The sequence below is a fragment of the Flaviramulus sp. BrNp1-15 genome (assembly GCF_022259695.1).
Lineage (GTDB): Bacteria > Bacteroidota > Bacteroidia > Flavobacteriales > Flavobacteriaceae > BrNp1-15.
In genome coordinates this window covers 3,051,817-3,069,504 of sequence record NZ_CP092099.1, presented here as the reverse complement: position 1 = coordinate 3,069,504, position 17,688 = coordinate 3,051,817, and the positions used below count along the sequence as shown (strand labels likewise).

The window sequence follows — 17,688 nt, the reverse complement described above, 5'->3', positions numbered from 1 at the left end:
ATGAAAATTAAACACATATTTATTTTATTTATATCAATTGTTTCAATCAATTGTTATGCACAAAAAGGATCCATAAGTAGAGGTGCTGAAAGTTACAATGATTTTTCATACGTAAAAACTACCGATATTTTGCTAGATGTAGCCAACAATGGATATAAATCAGTTGATTTATTTCAAAAACTAGGCAACTCATTTTACTTTAATAATAAAATGGATGACGCTGTTAAGTGGTATGGAGAATTAATGAGTTTAGATGAAGTTAAACAAAACAATATCATTGACCCAGAATATTACTATAGATATGCTCAAGCTTTAAAGGCAAAGGAAAATTATGAAGAATCAGATAAGTGGATGAAAAAATTTTCTGCATCGGTTGAAAATGATAAAAGAGCAAAGGTATTTGAATCATCACCAAATTATTTAGAAGGAATAGGTCTAAATAGTGAAGATATTGAAATTGTTAATTTACCTTTTAATACAAAGCATTCAGATTTTGGTGTATCAATATTAGAGAATCAACTAGTTTTTTCTTCCGCCCAAGGTAAAGGAAAAAACTATATCTGGAATAATCAACCATTTTTAGAATTGTATTCTGTTTTAAAGAAAGAAGATGGCTCTTATGACGGTCTTAAAAAGTTTAACGAAAATGTTAATACACGTTACCATGAATCTTCAGTTGCTTTCAGTCCTGATGGAAACACCATGTATTTTACCAGAAACAATTTTTTTAAAAACAGGTTAAAAAGAGACAAATCGGGTGTAAATAGGTTGCAATTATATAGAGCAAAAAAAGTAGATAACTCTTGGCAAGATATAAAACCAGTTCATTTTAATAGTGAATCTTATAGCGTTGCACATCCAACGATTAATGCTAAAGGAGATAAGTTGATTTTTGCTTCAGACATGCCAGGGAGTTCAGGTTCGTCAGATTTATACATAACTGTTATAAATAGCGATGGAACTTTAGGAACACCTCAAAATTTAGGACTATCAATAAATACCGAGGCTCAAGAAACATTCCCTTTTATAAATGCTAATGGAGATTTATATTTTTCTTCAAATGGATATCCAGGATTGGGCGGATTAGATATTTACAGAATAAAGGACTTCGAAAATAAATTAAAGAATAATGAGGATTATAATCTAGAGAATATAGGAAAGCCTATTAATAGCTCGTTGGATGATTTTGCTTATTACGAAGATTTAAAAACCAAAGAAGGTTATTTCTCATCAAACCGAAAAGGAGGAAAAGGAGATGATGATATTTATTGGTTTAAATTACCTGAATGCGCTCAACAGTTAACAGGAGTTATAACTGATGCTAAAACAAACCAATTATTAAATGGAGCTAAAGCTAGCTTGTTTGATGATAAAGGTTCTATTGTTGACGAGCAAATTCTTGGAGAGGATGCAACTTATAATTTTAATAGTTTGTCTTGTGATAGAGAGTATTTAGTACGAGTATCTAATGAAAGTTATGAAACTTTAGAGCAAAGAGTTTTATCAACTTCAGATAGAAAAGAGAAATTAGTTTTAAATGTTACTTTACAAAAAGAAGAAGTAATTATTACCAAAGGAACCAATCTAAAAGACGCTATTAATTTAAACCCAATTTATTTCGATTTAGATAAATCTTTCATACGTAGCGATGCAGAGGTAGAACTTCAAAAAATTATTTCGGTTTTAAGAAAATATCCTAACATGATTATAGATGTACGATCACATACAGATAGTAGAGCAACAAAAAATTATAACAAGGAATTATCTCAAAAACGAAATATTACAACTATTAACTATTTAGTTAAAAAAGGTAATATTAATGCAAATAGAATATCTGGAAAAGGTTATGGGGAAAGCGAATTGTTAAATAAATGTTTTGATGGTGTGAAGTGTAGTGAAGAAGAGCACCAATTAAACAGACGTAGTGATTTCATTATAGTTAAGATGTAAACAATAATTCTTAAACAAGAAAAGCTGCTTTTGGTGGCTTTTTTTCTTTATGCTATAATTTAGAATTAAGTTAGTATTTTTGTAATCTATGAAATAAGCATTGTCTATGGTGTTATCTTTAAGTAGCATATTTTATGCGAATTGCATCGGACAAATTAAAAAGTGAAATTGTGTAGATGAAAGAAGAAAACGTAATTCTAGTAAATGAAAACGATGAGCAGATTGGCTTAATGCCAAAACTAGAAGCTCATGAAAAAGCATTATTACATCGTGCATTTTCAGTTTTTATTTTCAATGATAAAAATGAATTGATGCTTCAACAACGTGCATTAAACAAATACCATTCTCCGGGATTGTGGACGAATACCTGTTGTAGCCATCAAAGAGATGGAGAAACCAATATAGAAGCAGGAAAAAGGCGTTTACAGGAAGAAATGGGCTTTGTAACAGATTTAGAAGATAAAATCTCGTTTATTTATAAAGCTCCTTTTGATAATGGACTAACAGAGCATGAGTACGACCATGTTTTAGTAGGAAATTATAATAATGAACCCATTATAAATTTAGATGAAGTAGCAGCTTGGAAATGGATGCCTTTAGAACATGTTAAAGTAGACATCTTACTTCATCCAGAATTGTATACGGCTTGGTTTAAAGTAATTTTCGATAAATTTTATCAACATATAAACATAGCTCAAAAATGAAAGTAACTGTTAGTAGAAAAGCACATTTTAATGCGGCGCATCGTTTGTATAGAAAAGATTGGAGCCACGAAAAAAATGATGCTATTTTTGGAAAATGCAACAACCCTAACTTTCATGGGCATAATTATGAACTTATAGTTAGCGTAACCGGAGAAATTGATAAAGAAACTGGTTATGTCATAGATATGAAAGTTTTAAAAGATTTAATAAAAGCTGAAGTAGAAGATGCTTTCGATCATAAAAATCTTAATCTTGAAGTCCCAGAATTTAAAGAATTAAACCCTACAGCAGAAAATATTGTTGTAATAATATATAATAAATTAAAACCCAAATTAGAATCTAAACTTGATTTAGAGGTAACACTTTATGAAACACCTCGCAATTTTGTAACATATTCAGGACAATAACTTATGGCAAATACACTTTACCCAATAAAATTCACTCCTATTTTAAAAGATAAAATATGGGGAGGACAAAAATTAAAATCAATTTTAAATAAAGAAAACAATTTACCAAATGTTGGTGAAAGTTGGGAAATTAGTGATGTAGAAGGAGATACATCAATAGTTTCTAACGGAAGTTTAAAAGGGCAATCTTTAAAAGATCTTTTAGATACTTACAAGTCAGATTTAATTGGAGATAAAAACTACAAAGAATTCGGTAGCAAATTCCCTTTGTTAATCAAGTTTATTGATGCTAAAGAGGATTTGTCAATACAATTACATCCAAATGATGAATTAGCAGCAAAACGCCATAATTCCTTTGGAAAGACTGAAATGTGGTATGTTATGCAAGCCGATGAAGGTTCAAATCTAATTGTAGGATTTAACCAAGACATGACTCCAGAAAAATATTTAAAGCATTTAGAAGACAAAACACTAACTAAAATTTTAAATTTCGATAAAGTAAAAGAAGGAGACACTTATTTCATTGAGGTTGGTAGAGTACATGCCATTGGAGCAGGAGTAATGCTTGCCGAAATACAACAAACCAGCGATATAACTTATAGAGTTTACGATTGGGATCGTGTAGATGACCAAGGTAATGAAAGAGAATTACATAACGATTTAGCTATTGATGCTTTCGATTTTAATATGCCAGATAATTTTAGAGTTGATTATGTTAAAACTGAAAATCAATCAAATAAAATGGTAAGTTGCCCTTACTTCACAACAAGTTATGTAGATTTAAATACAACATTAAATAAGGAGAATAATCATGATTCTTTCTTAATTTATATGTGTGTTGATGGAGAAGCAAAAATTATAACAAATAATATTTCAGAAACTATTAAAAAAGGAGAAACCATATTACTTCCAGCGGCAATTAAGAGCTATCAAATTAGTTCTAAAAAAGCTAAACTATTAGAAGTTTATGTTTAATTTTGTGCACAAATAAATACAATATATATTATGGCAAATGTTAGAAACCTAAAAAAAGACATTAATTATGTTTTAGGTGATATTATAGAAGCAGTTTATGTTTGGGAATATGCAAATACAGACAAAGACACCAAGAAAAGTGAAGCTATTATTGATGAAGCAATCGAAACTTTTGATGAATTAATTGCTAAAGTGAATGCTAAAAACGTTGATAATGCAAAAGCTCATTTTAAAGCTATTAATAGCGAGTTAGAAACAAAAGGAAGAGCGTTAATCGAAAAAATTAATAAACTTGGATAAAATTTTTTAACGGATGCTTGCAGATATTAATTTTGCGATTATATTTGCACCCGTTAATTACGCCGATGTAGCTCAGCTGGCTAGAGCAGCTGATTTGTAATCAGCAGGTCGTGGGTTCGAGTCCCTCCATCGGCTCAAAAAAAAGCTTCTCAATTGAGAAGCTTTTTTTATTCTATTAATTCAAATAGACATTAGCCTATTTTTCATTTTCCTTAATACTTTCAATAAAAGACTCTAATTCTTTACCATATTTAGATTCTTTAACTTTAGGGGTTAAAGAATTATTTATAGTGTCTAAATATTTAACGTTTGCATTATATATTTCAGAAAGCGCAAGATAAGGTGCTACTTCACTATCTTTATTATTTAATGCAAAATTTACGGTGTATAAATATTTTCGTTTTAAAAGATTATCTGATTCTTTTTTAATAGTATTTAATTTAGCTGTGTCAGCCTTTTGTTGAGCTTCAAACTGCTCTTTTATTAAATCTAAATTTCTGAAGTTCATCTTAGAAATCATAGATTGATATTCTTCTAAAGTTTTTTGTTGCTCAGAACCTTTAATTTTTGCATCAAAAACAAAATTTTTAAGTGTTGTGTTAATTTCAGTAACACCTTTATCTGCAAAAAATGTAATTCGGTCTTTTTCTGCGCTATTCTTATCTAAGTACAGAAAGAAAATTTCAGGAGAATCTATATCACTTTGTAAATCAAAACTTGAATTGCCGTTAATAACAAGAGAATCGACGGTTATAAGAGTGGTGTCTTGTATTTTTTTAAGATAAACAGTACCTTTTTTTAATCCTTTAATAGTAGTTTTAACAACTAAGTCTTTTTCTTTACTGCCACAAGCTATTATTAAAATAGTTAAAACTAATAACGAAAGTTTTTTCATGAATTGATTTTATTTTTTTTGATGAGCAAATATCTTATAATTATTTTTTAAAAACTAGCTAACAGATGCTAATTCCATCAAAATAGTACAGGCAATGGCAGCAATAGTTCCAATGGCATATCCAAACACAGCTAAGAGCACCCCAACTGTTGCTAATGATGGATGAAAAGCAGAAGCAACTATAGGAGCAGAAGCTGCACCGCCAACATTAGCTTGACTACCAATTGCTAAAAAGAAATAAGGAGCTTTAATAAGTTTAGCAACAAGAATAAGTAAAAGTGCATGAATAGTCATCCAAACAATACCAATAGCTATTAATCCTACATTATCAAAAATTAAGGTTAAATCCATTTTCATTCCTATAGAAGCCACAAGTATATATATAAACACGCTTCCTATTTTACTTGCACCTGCACCTTCATAATTTTTAGCTTTTGTGTAGGATAATAAAATAGCACATATTGTAGCAATACTTATCATCCAAAAGAACTTGGAGCCTAAGAAAGTAAATATGTTTCTTGTTGTTGGAGATTCTATATTAGCAACAGTACTTTCAAAAAATGGTGCTAAAAAGCTAGAACACAAATGAGCAAAACTTACAGTGCCAAAAGCAATAGCTAGAATAATCATATAATCTGTTAGAGTTGGGTTTCTTTTCACACTTTCAGTAAATGAAGATACTTTGTTTTTAAGCTCTTCAATAGCTGTATTGTCTGCTTTTAACCATTTGTCAATACCTTTAGATTTTCCTATTCCAATTAGTAATATAGCCATCCAAATATTTGCGACTACAATATCAACAAATACCATTCCTCCGTACAACTTTTGATTGTAACCATAAATCTCTAGCATAGCAGTTTGATTTGCTCCTCCACCAATCCAACTACCAGCAAGCGTTGATAATCCTCTCCAAACAGCATCTGGTCCAACACCACCAACGGTATCTGGTGAAATCATAGATATTAATAAAATAGCAATTGGACCTCCAATTACAATACCTATAGTACCAGTAAAAAACATGATTAAAGCTTTCCAGCCTAAATTAAAAACAGCTTTTAAATCTATACTTAATGTCATTAACACTAGGGCTGCAGGTAATAAAAAACGACTAGAAATATAATAAAGATTCGAGCTATGCGTAGTTGTTTCTCCAGTGCTATTAGTTGTTTCCCATTCTGGTGCAATTAATCGTAAGGTTGTAAAAAGAGCAGGAATCATATATGCCATAAATAGTCCTGGAACGATTTTATAGAATTTTTCCCAAAAGCCTCCTTTTAAGGATTCGGTATAAAACACAAAACCTAAAGCAAGCATTAATAATCCAAAAATAATAGTGTCGTTGGTAAATAAAGGATGGTTTTCCATAGTTAGTTTTTAAAGTGTGTAAAATACCAAAAATAAATGCGGAAAAAAAACAAACAAATTAAGTTTGGCACGAGTATTGCTTAATGTATAATAGTTACATTCAAATAAAGAGTTTATTGAGTGGTTACTTTAAGCTTAAGAATGTAATTCATATTTGGTTGGTTAGTTAGTAAAAAAGCACCTTTTTGAGGTGCTTTTTTTATTGTAGCAATTACTTCATTAAACCCTAAACAATGTATTTCGTCGATGTTTTTCATTTAATCTATAGTAAATGTTAAAAAAAAGTGTATTTCATCGATTTATTATGTTTTTAATCGTTTAGTATTATTTTATAATTATATATTTGGTGTGTACTAAATAACATACTTTTTAGTTCAATGGATTAATTAATTAATATTTGCATTATGTGTTGATATGGAGACCCCAAATCTAACGTCATAATATAAAAAGCAAATTGAGAAAAAACCGAGTTTGAGGGAACTCGGTTTTTTTATGCAATAATTCTAAAGGTTAAATTAATTCGTTTTCCAATGTCTTTTTTTGTTTTGGGTATTTGATGTAACCAATTTTTTTGAGTTTCTCCTTTCATGAGTAAAAGGCTACCATGTTTTAATATCAATTTCTTTTTTTGAGTTTTTTCAAGTTTATGTTTAAAATGAAAAACTCTTTCTTCACCAAAAGAAACTGATGCTATTATTGGGTTTTTACCTAATTCTTTTTCATCATCAGCATGCCAACCATTACTATCTTTACCATCTCTATATAAGTTTGCTAAACAGCTTGTAAAATTTATTCCAACTTCAGTTTCAATACTATTTTTAATTTTAAGTAAATCACCACTGAATAGATGTGGTTTCATTTCAATATTACTGTACGTGTAAGTATTAGAGTTACTAGCGTAAAATGCTGTTAAGCGTGGTTGCAAATAACTTTTGCCAAATACTGTTATTGTATCTTGTTTCCAGTTAAGATTATTGAGTAAAGATTTAAAATAAATGTCTGATTCATTTTTATTGAAGAAATTAGGATAATAAATTACATCGGCATCATTCATTTTTAAATTTATAGGACTTTCAAATAGCATGTTCTTTTATTTTCTAAATTAGCATAATTAAGAAGATTTATGAAATTTAAAATAATTGTTTTATTCTTTTTTATTTGTTTAAAATCATTTTCGCAGTTACCAAATGGTTTTGTTTATGTAAAAGATGTTATTCCAGATTTAGAAGTTGAATTACGCTATAACACCTCCAATAATTTTTTAGGAAAACGCGTTGATGGTTATCATGCTAATAATTTAATTTTAACTGTTCAAGCAGCCAATGCGTTAAAATTAGTACATGAAGCTTTACAAGAGCAAAATTTGTGTTTAAAAGTATATGATGGTTACAGACCACAACAAGCTGTAAATCATTTTGTAACATGGACTAGAGATTTAAACGATACTATTAATAAGCATGCATTTTACCCAGAAGTTAGAAAGCGATATTTGTTTAAAGCAGGTTATATTTCTTCAAAATCTGGACATAGTAGAGGTAGCACAGTCGATTTAACAATTATTGATGGAAACACGGGTGAGGCTTTAGACATGGGAAGTCCATATGATTTTTTTGGTGAAGAATCTTGGGTGAGTTATAAAAACATAACAGAAGAACAGAAAGCTAATAGACAACTTCTTCAAAAAATTATGAGTACATATGGGTTTAGAAATTACCCAAAAGAATGGTGGCATTTTACTTTAAGAGGCGAGCCATTTCCTAATACATTTTTTGATTTTCCTATTAAATAAAAAAGCAGCTTCTTAAAGAAACTGCTTAATTTTGTTATTTTGGATTATAAGAATTACTAATCTACATGCTTTTTAGTTTGTGTAAAACCTACATATAATCCAATACCTGCCATTAGGAAAATAAGTGCTGGATAAATAGCATCTTCATCAAGAGAAGTATAGGTTGTAAGTAAATTTGCTATAAAAACTCCTAAGCCAATTCCCATTAGTAAGAAAGCAAGATTTAAAACAATAACTTTCCATGAAGAGCCTGCTCGTTTTCCAAGATTAAAAATACTGGCATCGGCACCTTTTTCAATAAGGGCTAAGCGTTCTTTATTTCTGGTTGATAAGTAAAGGTAAACGATTCCAAAGACTGCCAGAAAAAAGCTGATCGGGATTAATATTTCTTCCATAATTGTTTGTTTTTAATTGATTATTTTAATGTGTTCATAGCTTATGACGATACGTTTTGGATTTTGGTTACACTTTTAATAAAAAATATTTTTTCAGTTTAGCTGTAACCAACTATAACAATTAATCGTCTTAATTAAAAAATGACCACTAACGATCAATATTTCATCAATCAAGTAATTGAAGGCGATACTAATGCTTTTTCAGTATTAGTTAATCGTTATAAAGACTTAGTGTTTACTTTGACGCTACGAATATTGAAAAATAGGGAAGAAGCAGAAGAGGTAGCACAAGACACATTTATTAAAGTATATAAATCATTAAGTAAATTTAAAGGCGATTCTAAATTTTCAACATGGATTTATAAAATAGCATACAACACTAGTTTAGATAGAATTAAAAAGAATAAAAAGCATATAAATGATGTTGCTATTAATGAGTTTACAGAACATGAAATAAAAACTATTGATAATGCATTAGATAAATTAGAGCAAACCGAACAAGAACAAGCTATACAAGATTGTATTGCCTTATTACCTGGTGAAGATAGTTTTTTACTAACTTTATATTACTTTGAAGAATTATCATTAGATGAAATATCTGAAACCGTAGGATTAAAGCCTAATAATGTTAAAGTGAAATTGTTTAGAAGTAGAAAAAAACTGGCTACTATTCTAAAACAAAAATTAGAACCGGAATTAATAGAGTATTATGAAAGAGGAAACAAATAAGCATTTAGACGATTTAACAAAAAAGCTTATCACTAAAGGTGGTGTTGAAAGTCCGTCTTTCAATTTCACTGATGCGGTAATGTCTAATGTTGAAAATTTAAGTGAAAATGAAATAACGGTTTATAAATCATTAATTTCTAAAAGAACGTGGATTTTAATTTTGATTGGTTTTTCTGCTATAATTCTATATACTTTATTTTTTGGGAGTCAAACAGAATCTACAGGTTGGATGAGTAAAATAGATATGAGTGTTTTATCAAATAATAGTATTTCTAACACATTGTCGAGTTTAAGAATACCAAAAACATTTATGTATGCTATGGTGTTTTTTGGTTTAATGATTTTTATACAAATACCTTTACTTAAAAACTATTTAAATAAGCGTTTTGAGTATTAATCTTTAAAGTACCAGAACGGAATTGTAGTAATACTATAATAAACAGTATCTTTTTCTTTATTTAAAGCTTTCCGTTTTACTTCTAGGGTGTGTTTTCCTTCAGATAAATTTTTAGAAGAAATATAGGTTTCAAAACCTAAATTACCTTTTTTACTTCTACTTACAATAAATTGAGTTTTTTGTACTAGAGAGTCAATTTTAACATAATATATCTTATTAAATGTTTTGATATACTCTCGTTTTAAACTGTCTCTTTTTATATAATCTATAAACTCTTCGTTAAAGGTAATATCAGTTGTTAGACCTCTTATATCCTTTTCTGGTTTTAATCCTTTGTTATAATTAAATATGCGATTTTCTACAGACTCAGAAAACTTTACAAACACTTTAATAAAATTATCAGTTATAACCTTAGATTGTATTGCTGCATTATCTATAAAACCAGATTTCTCATCTATTAAATCTTCGTAATTGTTATTATTAGCTATATACTCATTAGAGTTGTTACTTATACTGAAATAATTAGAAAAGTTATAGTTTAAAGATAAACTGAAAAATAATATTAAAAATAAAGGAAACAATAAAAAGCTTAGGCGTTTACCAAATTTATTATCTAAAAAATTATATACAATAGGTCTGTATAAAAACGATAATGTTATAAAACTAAAAATCCAATAAAACGGGAAGTATATTTTAGAAAGCCATTTTTTCTTTTTTAAAAAACCTTGGGTAACAAAATCAATAAAGGTAAATAGCATCCCAAGTAATATGAAAACTATTGATGTGGCTCCAAATACTATTTTAATCCATTCTGGTAAACTGTCATTATTGATAATATATCCTGCAATAAGAGCTATACATAAAATGGTAAATGATACAGCTAGCACATAAAAAATGAGTAAAAATGAGATAGCAAAAATAATACTGCAATAATTTTCAAGAGTAGCGATATACTTATCAAAAGAGCCAACTTTTTTCTTTAAATATTTTGTGAATTTCTCGCCATAATTTAACTTTTCATAATCAATATCTCCAGAAACATAACGTAAGCCCAAAGCACCAATCCATAAACCACGCAGAAGAACATGCAATAAAAGATTGAAAATTAAAATAATACATGCAATTAAAGCTATTTGAGCAATTATGCCTTCATGTATAATACCATTATTTTTTGCTTGTTTTACGGCTATTTTTAAGGGTTCAAAAGCACTAAATAATCCAAAAATCGCAAAACCAGAAATAAGTAATTCTAACTGCCAACTCTCTTCCTGAAGCTTTTGTAGTAGTTTTTTAAAAGCAGGATTTGTATAGTCGTTATTCATCTTTGCTGGTTTTTGTTTTAGAAAGATAGAAATTACTTAACAAAATTTCAAGTAAATTGTTTAATACCAGCGTTTCTTTTTCTTTTTTGAAGCTACACTTTTTCTGCCTTTTTTATGTTTGCTTCCTTGTTTTTTTGATTTATGAACAATAGGTTTTGCTTTAGGGTCTAAAGGGTAAGGATGGTTTTCTTCAATAGGAATTTGTATGTTTATTAATTGCTGAATGCTTTTAATATATGTTTTTTCATCTGCAGAACATAACGAATATGCTGTACCCGTTTTTCCAGCTCTAGCTGTTCTACCAATTCTATGTACATAAGTTTCGGGTACATTAGGTAAATCAAAATTAATGACTGCATCTAACTCATTTATATCAATACCACGCGCAGCAACATCGGTAGCAATTAAAATATTTACATAGCCATTCTTAAATTTATTTAGAGCTTCTTGTCTTAAATTTTGAGTTTTATCACCATGAATACTTTCTACTTTATACCCATTTTTTATAAGTGTTTGTTCTAACTTATCCACACCAAATTTGGTACGCCTAAAAATTAAAATGCTACCTTTAATTGTATTTCTTAACAGGTGTAAACACAACTCTATTTTATTACGTTTAGGTACGTAATAAAGAATTTGGTTGATGTTTTTAGAAGTTGAAGAATTTGCAGAAACTTCAATGCGTTCAGGATTATTTAAAATTGAATTTGCAAGCTGTTCAACTTTGTAAGGAATAGTAGCTGAAAATAATAATATCTGTTTTTCCTTAGTACAAAGACGTTCTATTTTCTTTACATCATCAATAAAACCCATATCCAGCATTAAATCGGCTTCATCTAAAACCAGAGTTTCAACATAGTCTAGGTTAACAATATCTTGTTTATGTAAATCCAGTAAACGTCCAGGGGTTGCAATTAAGATATCTACACCTTTATTTATAATATCTTTTTGAGGCTCAATTGATGTGCCACCATAAATCACTGTTGAGCGTAAGTTAGTATATGTGCTATACGTTTTAAAATTTTCTTGAATTTGGACAGCAAGCTCTCTAGTTGGACTAACAATTAAGGCTTTAATTTTTTTTCCTTTTTTTGGTGCATCTTGGTAATCAAATAACAATTGCAAAATAGGAAGTGCAAATGCTGCTGTTTTACCAGTGCCGGTTTGTGCAGAAACAATAACATCTCTTTTATCTAAAACCAAAGGAATGGTTTTCTCTTGAACTAATGTAGGGTTATCATAACCCGCTTCGGCAACTGCTCTTAAAATAGGCTTATTTAATTTTAAGTCTTTAAATGACATGAAGATGAATTTGCTGCAAAGATATAACAAACCTAGAGCAAACCTAATTTATAAATGCTTTCAGTTTGTCTCTTTTTCTTTGTGGTATTGCATCAATATGCATAGCAGTTTTTAAATGTTCTTGATTTTTTTCTTTTGAAAATAGTAAGTTAAAAAACTGATGAATAGTTAAACTGTTTTTGGCTTCTTTAATTAAATTGAAAGTATCACCAGTTTTAACCAAGCCTTCTTCTAAAACTCTTACATAAGTTCCAGGAAAACCATGCTCAATAAATTGTTTTAAAACTTGTTGAGAGCCAAATTTAATTCCAAATTTAAAACAAGGCTCTCTAGGTTGCGTTACTTGTACTAAAGCTTTTCCAATTTTATAGATATTCCCTATTTGTATTTGAGTTTCATCTAAATCTGAAACCGTAAGATTTTCACCAAACATGCCCCAATTCCAATCTAATTTTGGGTAAAGTTTTTTCCAATAAGCATAATGCTTTTCAGAAAACAGATAACAAGCTTTAAATTCACCACCATGATGTTTTCTGTCTGTTACCTCGTCGTCTTTAACAATATCTTTTCCTAAATAAATGGGATTAGTGGTTGGCGTTTTATATATACCTGTTACCACTTCTTGTTGGTTCCAAATTATAGTGGTGGGTTTAGCTATGTTAGTTGAGGTGATTTTCAAATTGATTTAACATATAAATGATTCAATGTTAGAAGAAAACTAACGGAATGAATTATTTTCTATATAAGAAGTAATTGTTTACTAAATCTATATAAACGCGTTTAGCTTCATCTTCAGTTATATTTTCAACTTGAAATAAAGCATTGGTTTTAAAAGCATTAATTATAGCTTTCTTACTACTTGGTCTACTATAATCATTAGTAGCTTTTTTATAATAAGCGTATAGTTTTAATAATGTGTCTGCAGGAAAAGGATCAGTGTGTGCATTTACACGATTTACAGCATCTTGAAATTCTATGTCTAACTCTTCACTACTCATTAAGCTCTGCAATAATACTTTCTCCACCACGAACTTTTTGATTAAGTTGAACTTTTATCTTTGTATCTAAAGGTAAAAATAAATCTACTCTAGAACCAAATTTTATAAATCCAGATTCTCCTCCTTGAACAGCTTTGTCATTAACTTTTGCGTAATTTACAATACGCTTTGCTAGCGCCCCTGCAATTTGTCGGTGAAGTACTTTACCATAAGTTTCGTTTTCTACAACTACTGTAGTACGCTCGTTTTCTTCACTAGCTTTAGGGTGCCACGCCACTAAGTATTTTCCAGGATGGTATTTGCTAAATATAACATTACCACCAATAGGATAACGTGTTACATGTACATTTATTGGAGACATAAATACACTTACCTGTAAACGTTTGTCTTTAAAATATTCTTTTTCGAAAACCTCTTCAATAACTACAACTTTACCATCGACGGGTGATATAACTTGTTTGTTGTTTAAATTGGTTTTTCGTTTTGGATTTCTAAAAAATTGAAGAATCAATATTAAAAACCCTAATAAAAGAATCATTATGATAGTTCTTAACCATTGGGTATCAATGAAACTATCTACTAAAAAAAAACTAGCAACAACAATTACAAATGTTATAAATATGATTTTATGTCCTTCTTTATGAAACATAATTTAAAATTCTTAAAAATAAATATATAAAAGGTGCAGCAAAAATAATACTATCTAATCTATCGAGTAGACCACCATGACCAGGCATTATTACACCACTATCTTTAACTTTTGCTTGTCTTTTAAACTTAGATTCTATTAAATCTCCCAAAGTTCCAAAAACACTAATTATGATACTTAAAATTAACCAGCTTGTAAAATTTAATGTGTTTGTAAAGGTAGCAATAAAATAGCTGGCAATACAGGAAAAAAATAAACCACCAAGAAAGCCTTCTACTGTTTTTTTAGGAGATATTTTTTCGAAAAGCTTTTGTTTGCCAAAGTTTTTTCCAACTAAATAAGCAAATGAATCATTTACCCAAACAAGGATGAAAGCTCCCAATAAAATATTTGGGTTATAATTATCGTGATAATTTGCGATTAAAATTAAAAACACAAATGAACTTGATAAATAAAATGTTGTAAGTATAAATCGTTTGCTTGCAAAAAGCGGAATGGTTTTTTCTGAAAATAAATCTTTAATTAAAAACAATTCTACAAAAATGGCAAGTACCATTAATATTTGAGTCGCTTCATTTAAACCAGTGTCTGTATTTAAAACGGTTTGCCAGTAACCAAAAACACCATATAAAACTATGAGAATAAAATATGGAATTTTGCTTTTAAGTTGAATAAGCTTCATGAATTCACCCATGCAAATCAAACCAAAAATTAAAAAAAGGGCAATTAATAAATGCTCAAAATATAAGCAAACAATTAATAATGTTACGTAGAGTAACCCAGAGAGTGATCTAACAAGAATTTCTTTCATTCTATAAATCTTCTAGAAGTAGTAAGTATAGATTTTTGGCACTGCTACCATAACTTAGAAAATCTTTTTCATCTCCAGATTTAAAATGCTTAATTGTTGTAATATTAGTAGGTATTTTTTGTCTGTTTTTAGATTTTATACCTCGTAAGCCTTCACCAATATTTTCAACTATCTGGCTAGTTGTTGCAAAAACTATAAAGTTTACTGGCAATTCAGGGAGTTTTTTTTCAAAAATTTGTTTGGATGAAATTAGTAAAGATCCATCGTTGGCAATTAAGTTTTCGCAAGTGGTTAAGAAAAAAGTAGATTCGCTAATTTTTCTTGTTGGTTTTAAGTTAGAATCTTTAAACTTATCCTCTAAGTTTTCATCAAGTAATAAAGTCTTTTTTTCTTCCCAACTATTTTCGGCAATAATATGATCTAAATTTTGATAAATTTCATTTAAGTTTTCACAATACAAGAACTTTCCACCATTAGCTTTAAAGTTTATAGTAAACCTTTCATCTATAGGTAGTTTTATTTCTGGCATGTATTTGCCCCTATCATCAGATTTTAATTCTTCACCTAAGCGCTCAGATTTAGAACCAAAAATTTTTCTAAAAAGACTCATTTAGTATATTGCTATTAACAGTGTTCTTTTTTGAAGGTTCACCAAATATAAAAAATCTTAAATTAACCTTACGATTAATTTAAGATTTTTACTAATGCTTATCAAAATATATCGATTAAAGACTATTCTTCTGCGTTTTTAGTTTCTTCTTTTGGAGTTTCTGCCTCTTCTTTTTCAAAAGCGCGTTTGCCAAATATTTTTTCCAGATTATCTTTAAAAATCACTTCCTTTTCTAGAAGTACTTCAGCAAGCTGGGTTAATTTATCTTTATTTTCTTCAAGTAATTTAACAGCACGCTGGTATTGTTTCTCAATGATATCTGAAATTTCTTTATCAATTAGTTCAGCAGTTTGTTCACTGTATGGTTTAGTAAAACCATATTCGCTCTGTCCTGAAGAATCGTAATAAGTTAAATTTCCAATTTTATCGCTAAGCCCGTAAACAGTAACCATAGCTCTGGCTTGTTTTGTTACTTTTTCTAAATCACTAAGAGCTCCAGTTGATATTTTATCAAATATCACTTTTTCTGCAGCACGACCACCAAGAGCAGCACACATTTCGTCTAGCATTTGTTCTGGACGTACAATTAAACGTTCTTCTGGTAAATACCATGCAGCACCTAACGAGCGCCCTCGAGGAACAATAGTTACTTTTACTAAAGGAGCAGCGTGTTCTAACATCCAGCTTACTGTTGCATGACCAGCTTCGTGGTAAGCCACAGCTTTTTTCTCGCTTGGTGTAATAATTTTATTTTTCTTTTCTAAACCACCAATAATTCTATCTACAGCATCAAGAAAATCTTGTTTGTCAACAGCCTTTTTACCATTTCTGGCAGCTATTAATGCCGCTTCGTTACAAACATTAGCGATATCTGCACCAGAGAATCCTGGAGTTTGTTTAGATAGGAAATCTAAATCTAAATCTTTTGCTTTTTTAAGCGGTCTTAAATGTACCTCAAAAATTTCTTTACGCTCACGAACATCAGGTAAATCAACATAGATTTGTCTATCAAAACGTCCAGCACGCATTAAGGCTTTATCTAATATATCTGCTCTATTGGTTGCAGCTAAAACAATAACGTTAGTATTTGTACCAAAACCATCCATTTCTGTTAGTAATTGGTTAAGCGTATTTTCACGCTCATCATTACTTCCAGACATAGCATTTTTTCCTCTGGCACGACCAATAGCATCAATCTCATCAATAAAAATAATTGAAGGCGATTTTTCTTTAGCTTGTTTAAATAAATCTCTAACACGAGACGCACCTACACCTACAAACATTTCAACGAAATCTGAACCTGATAATGAGAAGAAAGGTACTTTAGCTTCACCAGCAACCGCTTTTGCTAATAAGGTTTTACCTGTTCCTGGAGGTCCTACTAATAAAGCTCCTTTAGGAATTTTCCCACCAAGTGTTGTATATTTTTCTGGAAACTTAAGAAAATCTACAATTTCCTGAACTTCCTCTTTTGCTCCTTCTAATCCAGCGACATCTTTAAAACTTGTTTTAACCTCAGTATTCTGATCAAAAAGCTTAGCCTTAGATTTACCAATGTTAAAAATTTGTCCACCAGCACCTCCGCCAGCACCACCAGACATACGTCGCATAATAAAAATCCAAACTCCAATTAGTAAGATAAAAGGAAGGATTCCCATTAATAAATTACCCCAGTCGTTTGTTTCTGTATCAAATTTTACCGTTGGTTTTACGCTAAGATCTTTAGTGGTTTCGTTTAAACGATTTTCAAAGTTTTGAAGATCTCCAAATTCAAATTTATAGTTTGGTAATTTGGTTGCAGAAGGAATAAATGTTTGAGGTTTAGAGTTTTTATGAATCTCTTTAGACTCAGCATCTTTAGTTAAATAAACCTTTGCTACTCTTGTGTTTTTTACAATCTCAACTTTTTCTACATCACCATCTTCTAAGAATCTAAAGAATTCAGCAGGTGTAGTTCCATTACCATTTTCATAACTTCCATTGCTAAATAATTGAAAGCCTAGAAATAATGCTATAAGTATACCATAAATCCAGTAAGGACTAAATTTAGGTTTTTTGTCTTTTATATTTTTCTTTTCGTTTGCCATTTT

21 protein-coding genes and 1 tRNA gene are annotated in these 17,688 nt (G+C 29.6%); 9 read left to right on the top strand and 13 right to left on the bottom strand.

Features of this window, described 5'->3' with window-relative positions; translation table 11 throughout:
- The 6 genes from MBM09_RS13665 to MBM09_RS13640 all read left to right on the top strand — a co-directional run bounded on the left by MBM09_RS13665 (position 1) and on the right by MBM09_RS13640 (position 4,471).
- Positions 1 to 1,950: an OmpA family protein gene (locus MBM09_RS13665; protein WP_238674279.1), complete on the top strand. Its 1,950-nt coding sequence runs from the start codon at positions 1 to 3 to the stop codon at positions 1,948 to 1,950.
- A gap of 176 nt (positions 1,951 to 2,126) precedes the next feature.
- On the top strand, positions 2,127 to 2,654 hold the full coding sequence (gene idi, locus MBM09_RS13660) for an isopentenyl-diphosphate Delta-isomerase (RefSeq protein WP_238674278.1): 528 nt from the start codon (positions 2,127 to 2,129) through the stop codon (positions 2,652 to 2,654).
- Complete coding sequence (locus MBM09_RS13655; protein ID WP_238674277.1) at positions 2,651 to 3,061, top strand: 6-carboxytetrahydropterin synthase; 411 nt, start codon at positions 2,651 to 2,653, stop codon at positions 3,059 to 3,061. The genes idi and MBM09_RS13655 overlap by 4 nt, the downstream gene beginning before the upstream one ends.
- Before the next feature lie 3 nt (positions 3,062 to 3,064).
- A complete protein-coding gene (locus tag MBM09_RS13650) occupies positions 3,065 to 4,036 on the top strand; it encodes a type I phosphomannose isomerase catalytic subunit (protein WP_238674276.1) in 972 nt (323 codons plus the stop codon).
- A 30-nt stretch (positions 4,037 to 4,066) separates the two neighbouring features.
- Positions 4,067 to 4,336, top strand: a complete 270-nt coding sequence (locus MBM09_RS13645; protein WP_238674275.1) for a hypothetical protein — start codon at positions 4,067 to 4,069, stop codon at positions 4,334 to 4,336.
- A gap of 61 nt (positions 4,337 to 4,397) precedes the next feature.
- Positions 4,398 to 4,471 (top strand) — tRNA-Thr (locus MBM09_RS13640).
- A 61-nt stretch (positions 4,472 to 4,532) separates the two neighbouring features.
- Here MBM09_RS13640 and MBM09_RS13635 read toward each other — a convergent pair.
- From MBM09_RS13635 to MBM09_RS13620, 4 genes are all read right to left on the bottom strand, one after another.
- Positions 4,533 to 5,231, bottom strand: coding sequence for a DUF4369 domain-containing protein (locus tag MBM09_RS13635; protein WP_238674274.1), 699 nt, complete (start codon positions 5,229 to 5,231; stop codon positions 4,533 to 4,535).
- A gap of 54 nt (positions 5,232 to 5,285) precedes the next feature.
- On the bottom strand, positions 5,286 to 6,596 hold the full coding sequence (locus MBM09_RS13630; RefSeq protein ID WP_238674273.1) for a DUF819 domain-containing protein: 1,311 nt from the start codon (positions 6,594 to 6,596) through the stop codon (positions 5,286 to 5,288).
- A 113-nt stretch (positions 6,597 to 6,709) separates the two neighbouring features.
- Positions 6,710 to 6,853 (bottom strand): hypothetical protein, encoded by a 144-nt coding sequence (locus MBM09_RS13625; protein WP_238674272.1) that lies wholly within the window; start codon positions 6,851 to 6,853, stop codon positions 6,710 to 6,712.
- A gap of 233 nt (positions 6,854 to 7,086) precedes the next feature.
- Positions 7,087 to 7,680, bottom strand: a complete 594-nt coding sequence (locus MBM09_RS13620; RefSeq protein WP_238674271.1) for an alpha-ketoglutarate-dependent dioxygenase AlkB — start codon at positions 7,678 to 7,680, stop codon at positions 7,087 to 7,089.
- Between the two features lie 39 nt (positions 7,681 to 7,719).
- Between MBM09_RS13620 and MBM09_RS13615 the strand changes: the two genes are divergently transcribed.
- Positions 7,720 to 8,385, top strand: coding sequence for a M15 family metallopeptidase (locus MBM09_RS13615; RefSeq protein WP_238674270.1), 666 nt, complete (start codon positions 7,720 to 7,722; stop codon positions 8,383 to 8,385).
- A gap of 56 nt (positions 8,386 to 8,441) precedes the next feature.
- Here MBM09_RS13615 and MBM09_RS13610 read toward each other — a convergent pair whose 3' ends face one another.
- The gene (locus MBM09_RS13610; protein WP_238674269.1) at positions 8,442 to 8,780 is read right to left on the bottom strand and encodes a DUF6249 domain-containing protein; all 339 of its coding nucleotides are present in this window, start codon (positions 8,778 to 8,780) and stop codon (positions 8,442 to 8,444) included.
- Between the two features lie 141 nt (positions 8,781 to 8,921).
- On the opposite strand from MBM09_RS13610, the gene MBM09_RS13605 reads away from it, so the two are divergent.
- Positions 8,922 to 9,509 (top strand): RNA polymerase sigma factor, encoded by a 588-nt coding sequence (locus MBM09_RS13605; protein ID WP_238674268.1) that lies wholly within the window; start codon positions 8,922 to 8,924, stop codon positions 9,507 to 9,509.
- Entirely contained in the window at positions 9,490 to 9,906 is a 417-nt protein-coding gene (locus tag MBM09_RS13600; RefSeq protein ID WP_238674267.1) for a hypothetical protein, read from the top strand. The genes MBM09_RS13605 and MBM09_RS13600 overlap by 20 nt, the downstream gene beginning before the upstream one ends.
- On the opposite strand, the gene MBM09_RS13595 is transcribed toward MBM09_RS13600, so the two are convergent.
- The 8 genes from MBM09_RS13595 to ftsH all read right to left on the bottom strand — a co-directional run bounded on the left by MBM09_RS13595 (position 9,903) and on the right by ftsH (position 17,685).
- On the bottom strand, positions 9,903 to 11,228 hold the full coding sequence (locus MBM09_RS13595; protein WP_238674266.1) for a hypothetical protein: 1,326 nt from the start codon (positions 11,226 to 11,228) through the stop codon (positions 9,903 to 9,905). The two genes, MBM09_RS13600 and MBM09_RS13595, sit on opposite strands and share 4 nt — an antisense overlap.
- A gap of 60 nt (positions 11,229 to 11,288) precedes the next feature.
- On the bottom strand, positions 11,289 to 12,530 hold the full coding sequence (locus MBM09_RS13590) for a DEAD/DEAH box helicase (RefSeq protein WP_238674265.1): 1,242 nt from the start codon (positions 12,528 to 12,530) through the stop codon (positions 11,289 to 11,291).
- 43 nt (positions 12,531 to 12,573) lie between these two features.
- Positions 12,574 to 13,209 carry an MOSC domain-containing protein gene (locus MBM09_RS13585; RefSeq protein WP_238674264.1) on the bottom strand — a complete coding sequence of 212 codons (636 nt, stop codon included), beginning with the start codon at positions 13,207 to 13,209 and terminating at the stop codon, positions 12,574 to 12,576.
- Positions 13,210 to 13,261: 52 nt separating this feature from the next.
- Entirely contained in the window at positions 13,262 to 13,528 is a 267-nt protein-coding gene (locus tag MBM09_RS13580) for an acyl-CoA-binding protein (protein WP_238674263.1), read from the bottom strand.
- Entirely contained in the window at positions 13,521 to 14,177 is a 657-nt protein-coding gene (locus MBM09_RS13575) for a phosphatidylserine decarboxylase family protein (protein WP_238674262.1), read from the bottom strand. Before MBM09_RS13575 ends, MBM09_RS13580 begins: the two co-directional genes overlap by 8 nt.
- Positions 14,167 to 14,988 carry a phosphatidate cytidylyltransferase gene (locus MBM09_RS13570; protein ID WP_238674261.1) on the bottom strand — a complete coding sequence of 274 codons (822 nt, stop codon included), beginning with the start codon at positions 14,986 to 14,988 and terminating at the stop codon, positions 14,167 to 14,169. Before MBM09_RS13570 ends, MBM09_RS13575 begins: the two co-directional genes overlap by 11 nt.
- Position 14,989: 1 nt before the next feature.
- On the bottom strand, positions 14,990 to 15,598 hold the full coding sequence (locus MBM09_RS13565; protein ID WP_238674260.1) for an LUD domain-containing protein: 609 nt from the start codon (positions 15,596 to 15,598) through the stop codon (positions 14,990 to 14,992).
- 122 nt (positions 15,599 to 15,720) lie between these two features.
- Positions 15,721 to 17,685: an ATP-dependent zinc metalloprotease FtsH gene (gene ftsH / locus MBM09_RS13560; protein WP_238674259.1), complete on the bottom strand. Its 1,965-nt coding sequence runs from the start codon at positions 17,683 to 17,685 to the stop codon at positions 15,721 to 15,723.
- Positions 17,686 to 17,688 lie beyond the last annotated feature (3 nt).